This is a genomic window from Cellulophaga baltica (assembly GCF_018861125.1).
GTDB lineage: Bacteria > Bacteroidota > Bacteroidia > Flavobacteriales > Flavobacteriaceae > Cellulophaga > Cellulophaga baltica_A.
The window spans coordinates 1-5,642 of the sequence record NZ_JAHKQN010000031.1 but is presented as its reverse complement, the minus strand read 5'-3'; the positions used below and the strand labels follow the sequence as shown (position 1 = coordinate 5,642).

Annotated in this window: 2 tRNA genes and 3 rRNA genes; all 5 read right to left on the bottom strand. The window is 47.0% G+C overall.

Features of this window, described 5'->3' with window-relative positions:
- Positions 1 to 98: 98 nt before the first annotated feature.
- Positions 99 to 210: ribosomal RNA gene (gene rrf, locus KO500_RS15530) — 5S ribosomal RNA — on the bottom strand.
- Positions 211 to 419: 209 nt separating this feature from the next.
- Positions 420 to 3,251, bottom strand: a 23S ribosomal RNA gene (locus KO500_RS15525).
- Between the two features lie 168 nt (positions 3,252 to 3,419).
- Positions 3,420 to 3,496: transfer RNA gene (locus KO500_RS15520), tRNA-Ala, on the bottom strand.
- A gap of 144 nt (positions 3,497 to 3,640) precedes the next feature.
- Positions 3,641 to 3,714 (bottom strand) — tRNA-Ile (locus KO500_RS15515).
- A gap of 140 nt (positions 3,715 to 3,854) precedes the next feature.
- Positions 3,855 to 5,374: ribosomal RNA gene (locus KO500_RS15510) — 16S ribosomal RNA — on the bottom strand.
- Together the 16S, 23S and 5S rRNA genes with 2 tRNA genes alongside form the textbook arrangement of a ribosomal RNA operon.
- Positions 5,375 to 5,642 lie beyond the last annotated feature (268 nt).

Here is a 5,642-nt window from a genome sequence, read left to right as displayed (position 1 = left end):
TATAGATTCTATAGAACATTTAGTTTAGGTTAGTCAAGTACAGTTCAGTATAAACCAAAAAAAAGTCCTTCATAATTAAATGAAGGACTTGATTTAAAAAAAGGCGACGACCTACTCTCCCACTTGGTATAGCAGTACCATCGGCGCTGATGGGCTTAACTTCCCTGTTCGGAATGGTAAGGGGTGGACCCCATCGCCATGGTCACCTTAAACTTTTAGTTGCTATTGCAACAATATTTTAATTACTTAATTTTAGTACTAGCTTTCACTATATACCTATCTAAGTATAACATATTAAAGGGACAAAATGGTGCTAATAGCACTCACTAATAAACACTTTACTCTAATTAAAGTAAGCTACGATTTTTGGTGACTTATATTGTAAAAAGGAAGTCCGCCCCCTAATTAAAGGGGGCAAGTAGTGCAAGCCTATGGGCTATTAGTATCACTCGGCTACAGACATTACTGCCCTTCTACCTATGACCTATCAACGTAGTCATCTCCTACGGCCCTTTAAAGAAATCTCATCTTGTGGCTGGTTTCGCGCTTATATGCTTTCAGCGCTTATCCAATCCCGACATAGCTACCCAGCAATGCTCCTGGCGGAACAACTGGTGCACCAGCGGTCAGTCCAACTCGGTCCTCTCGTACTAGAGTCAGATCCACGCAAATTTCTAACGCCCGCAGTAGATAGAGACCGAACTGTCTCACGACGTTCTGAACCCAGCTCGCGTGCCACTTTAATGGGCGAACAGCCCAACCCTTGGGACCTTCTCCAGCCCCAGGATGTGACGAGCCGACATCGAGGTGCCAAACCCCCCCGTCGATATGAGCTCTTGGGGGAGATCAGCCTGTTATCCCCGGCGTACCTTTTATCCTTTGAGCGATGGCCCTTCCATACGGAACCACCGGATCACTATGCTCTTGTTTCCAACCTGTTCGGCCTGTATGCCTCTCAGTCAAGCACCCTTGTGCCATTGCACTCTACGCACGGTTACCAAGCGTGCTGAGGGTACCTTTAGAAGCCTCCGTTACTCTTTTGGAGGCGACCACCCCAGTCAAACTACCCACCACGCACTGTTCTCTCAATAGAGAGTTAGGCTCTAGATAAGCAAAGGCTGGTATTTCAACAATGACTCCACAACGCCTAGCGACGCCGCTTCAAAGTCTCCCAGCTATCCTACACATTACTTACCCAGAACCAATACGAAGCTATAGTAAAGGTGCACGGGGTCTTTTCGTCCCACTGCGGGTAACCGGCATCTTCACCGATACTACAATTTCACCGAGCTCATGGCCGAGACAGTGTCCAGATCGTTGCACCATTCGTGCAGGTCGGAACTTACCCGACAAGGAATTTCGCTACCTTAGGACCGTTATAGTTACGGCCGCCGTTTACTGGGGCTTCAATTCAATGCTTCGCCGAAGCTAACATCTCCTCTTAACCTTCCAGCACCGGGCAGGTGTCAGGCCCTATACGTCATCTTTCGATTTTGCAGAGCCCTGTGTTTTTGATAAACAGTCGCCTGGACCTCTTCACTGCGGCCCATCCGAAGATGGGCGACCCTTCTCCCGAAGTTACGGGTCTATTTTGCCTAGTTCCTTAGCCATGAATCTCTCGAGCGCCTTAGAATACTCATCCCAACCACCTGTGTCGGTTTACGGTACGGGCTGCTTCACTTGTTTTTCTCGGAGGATGTTACGCTGGATTATCAACTTGGCCGAAGCCTCATCGTACTATCGGGGTGTTACCACTCCCTTCAACGTGCTATTCCGTCAGCACGCACCAACACCACATCCCCGTCACTTTTAACGTGAGCAGGTAGCAGAATATTAACTGCTTGTCCATCCACTACCCCTTTCGGGTTCGCGTTAGGTCCCGACTGACCCCCAGCTGATTAGCATAGCTGGGGAAACCTTGGTCTTTCGGCGTGCGGGTTTCTCGCCCGCATTATCGTTACTTATGCCTACATTTTCGTTTCTATGCGTTCCAGCAAACCTTACAGTTCACCTTCAACACCCATAGAATGCTCCCCTACCCCTCTGTACCGAGTACAGAAGCCATAGCTTCGGTGGTATACTTATGCCCGATTATTATCCATGCGGAATCGCTCGACCAGTGAGCTGTTACGCACTCTTTAAATGAATGGCTGCTTCCAAGCCAACATCCTGGCTGTCAATGCAATTCCACCGCGTTATATCAACTTAGCATACACTTGGGGACCTTAGCTGATGGTCCGGGTTCTTTCCCTCTCGGACATGGACCTTAGCACCCATGCCCTCACTGCTGTGAAACATTTTATAGCATTCGGAGTTTGTCAGGAATTGGTAGGCGGTGAAGCCCCCGCATCCAATCAGTAGCTCTACCTCTATAAAACTATCACAACGCTGCACCTAAATGCATTTCGGGGAGTACGAGCTATTTCCGAGTTTGATTGGCCTTTCACCCCTACCCACAGGTCATCCCAAGACTTTTCAACGTCAACGGGTTCGGTCCTCCACTTTGGGTTAACAAAGCTTCAACCTGCCCATGGGTAGATCACACGGTTTCGCGTCTACTACTACTAACTATGGCGCCCTATTCAGACTCGCTTTCGCTACGGCTCCGATCCTTAAAATCTTAACCTTGCTAGTAAAAGTAACTCGTAGGCTCATTATGCAAAAGGCACGCCGTCACCCCTAAAGGCTCCGACCGCTTGTAAGCGTATGGTTTCAGGATCTTTTTCACTCCGTTATTCACGGTTCTTTTCACCTTTCCCTCACGGTACTGGTTCACTATCGGTCTCTCAGGAGTATTTAGCCTTACCGGATGGTCCCGGCAAATTCATACAAGGTTTCACGTGCCCCGCACTACTCAGGATACCACTATCTATAACGCTCTTTACTTATACGGGACTATCACCCTCTTCGGTTTGTCTTTCCAAACAATTCTAATTCATTACGCATAAAATATCGTGGTCCTACAACCCCAGCATTGCCGAAACAATACTGGTTTGGGCTAATCCGCTTTCGCTCGCCACTACTAACGGAATCACTTTTGTTTTCTCCTCCTCCGGCTACTTAGATGTTTCAGTTCACCGGGTTTGCTTGCCTTACGGCATGACTGGCCTTCAACCAGACAGGTTGCCCCATTCGGATATCCGCGGATCACAAGTTGTGTGCACCTCCCCGCAGCTTTTCGCAGCTTATCACGTCCTTCATCGCCTCTGAGAGCCTAGGCATCCCCCATACGCCCTTTTCTAGCTTGTCACTAGTCCTTTTTATTCTTTATATAATTACTACTATATCACTACAGCAGTACCTCTATCGTACTTTACTCTATTTTTAATTTGTGTTTCTTTGTGTTTACAGTATCCCTGAAGATATCTATAATCACTTTGTCCCAATATGTCAATGAACTTATGGTCTATAAAAGACCTTGGTGGAGAATATCGGAGTCGAACCGATGACCTCCTGCGTGCAAGGCAGGCGCTCTAGCCAGCTGAGCTAATCCCCCATTTCTCTATAAGTTGGCAGTTGCCAGTTTACAGTTGACAGGTTTCCCAACTTCTAGAATTTCCAATATTTCAATTTTTAATGAACGTGTTTCTAAAACTTCATCATAACCAAATCACTTCAATTACAAATCTATCTTAGGCAGTAGTCTCAGGCAGACTCGAACTGCCGACCTCTACATTATCAGTGTAGCGCTCTAACCAGCTGAGCTATGAGACTCTCACTTTGCGAATCCTTTCAGACTCTATCAATATTATATATAACATATACATGAGACAGCAATAAATATAAAAAATAACTTAAAAATACAAGGACTAGTTTTTTCAATCGTAATGTATCATCGAGATGCTTTTCTCTAGAAAGGAGGTGTTCCAGCCGCACCTTCCGGTACGGCTACCTTGTTACGACTTAGCCCTAGTTACCGATCTTGCCCTAGGCCGCTCCTTACGGTGACGGACTTCAGGCACTCCCGGCTTCCATGGCTTGACGGGCGGTGTGTACAAGGCCCGGGAACGTATTCACCGGATCATGGCTGATATCCGATTACTAGCGATTCCAGCTTCACGGGGTCGAGTTGCAGACCCCGATCCGAACTGTGACCGGTTTTATAGATTCGCTCCTATTTGCATAGTGGCTGCTCTCTGTACCGGCCATTGTAGCACGTGTGTGGCCCAGGACGTAAGGGCCGTGATGATTTGACGTCATCCCCACCTTCCTCACGGTTTGCACCGGCAGTCTCGTTAGAGTCCCCATCATAACATGCTGGCAACTAACGACAGGGGTTGCGCTCGTTATAGGACTTAACCTGACACCTCACGGCACGAGCTGACGACAACCATGCAGCACCTTGTAAATTGTCCGAAGAAAAGTCTATCTCTAAACCTGTCAATCTACATTTAAGCCCTGGTAAGGTTCCTCGCGTATCATCGAATTAAACCACATGCTCCACCGCTTGTGCGGGCCCCCGTCAATTCCTTTGAGTTTCATTCTTGCGAACGTACTCCCCAGGTGGGATACTTATCACTTTCGCTTGGCCGCTCAATCCGAAGACCGAACAGCTAGTATCCATCGTTTACGGCGTGGACTACCAGGGTATCTAATCCTGTTCGCTACCCACGCTTTCGTCCATCAGCGTCAGTGTATACTTAGTGACCTGCCTTCGCAATCGGTATTCTATGTAATATCTATGCATTTCACCGCTACACTACATATTCTAGCCACTTCAATATAACTCAAGACCGCCAGTATCAAAGGCAGTGCTACGGTTGAGCCGCAGCATTTCACCTCTGACTTAACAGCCCGCCTACGGACCCTTTAAACCCAATAATTCCGGATAACGCTCGGACCCTCCGTATTACCGCGGCTGCTGGCACGGAGTTAGCCGGTCCTTATTCTTACAGTACCGTCATCAATCTACACGTAGATCTTATTCTTCCTGTATAAAAGTAGTTTACAACCCATAGGGCAGTCTTCCTACACGCGGCATGGCTGGATCAGAGTTGCCTCCATTGTCCAATATTCCTCACTGCTGCCTCCCGTAGGAGTCTGGTCCGTGTCTCAGTACCAGTGTGGGGGATCTCCCTCTCAGGACCCCTACCCATCGAAGTCTTGGTAAGCCGTTACCTTACCAACTAACTAATGGGACGCATGCTCATCTCTTACCGTAACCTTTAATATAAAACCGATGCCAGTCATATATCACATAAGATATTAATCCAAATTTCTCTGGGCTATCCCTTAGTAAGAGGTAGATTGCATACGCGTTGCGCACCCGTGCGCCGGTCGTCAGCAAGAGCAAGCTCCTCTGTTACCCCTCGACTTGCATGTGTTAGGCCTGCCGCTAGCGTTCATCCTGAGCCAGGATCAAACTCTTCATCGTTGTTTTGTAAATATTATTACATCATCAAACAATACCAAATTCAAACCCTAGCCCTTCGTATTTTTTAAGCTAATTCTTTAATTCTTTATCCAATTATCGTTTCCAATAATTGAACGCTGTCTCACAATATGTCAATGAACTTTTATTCCTTTTTAATGCCTAATTGCGTATCGTTGTTTCCCTAAGCGGGTGCAAATATACACACCTTTTCTTAACCCACAAGCATAAAAACAAAAAATATTTAATCTTTTTTTAAACCATAAACCAA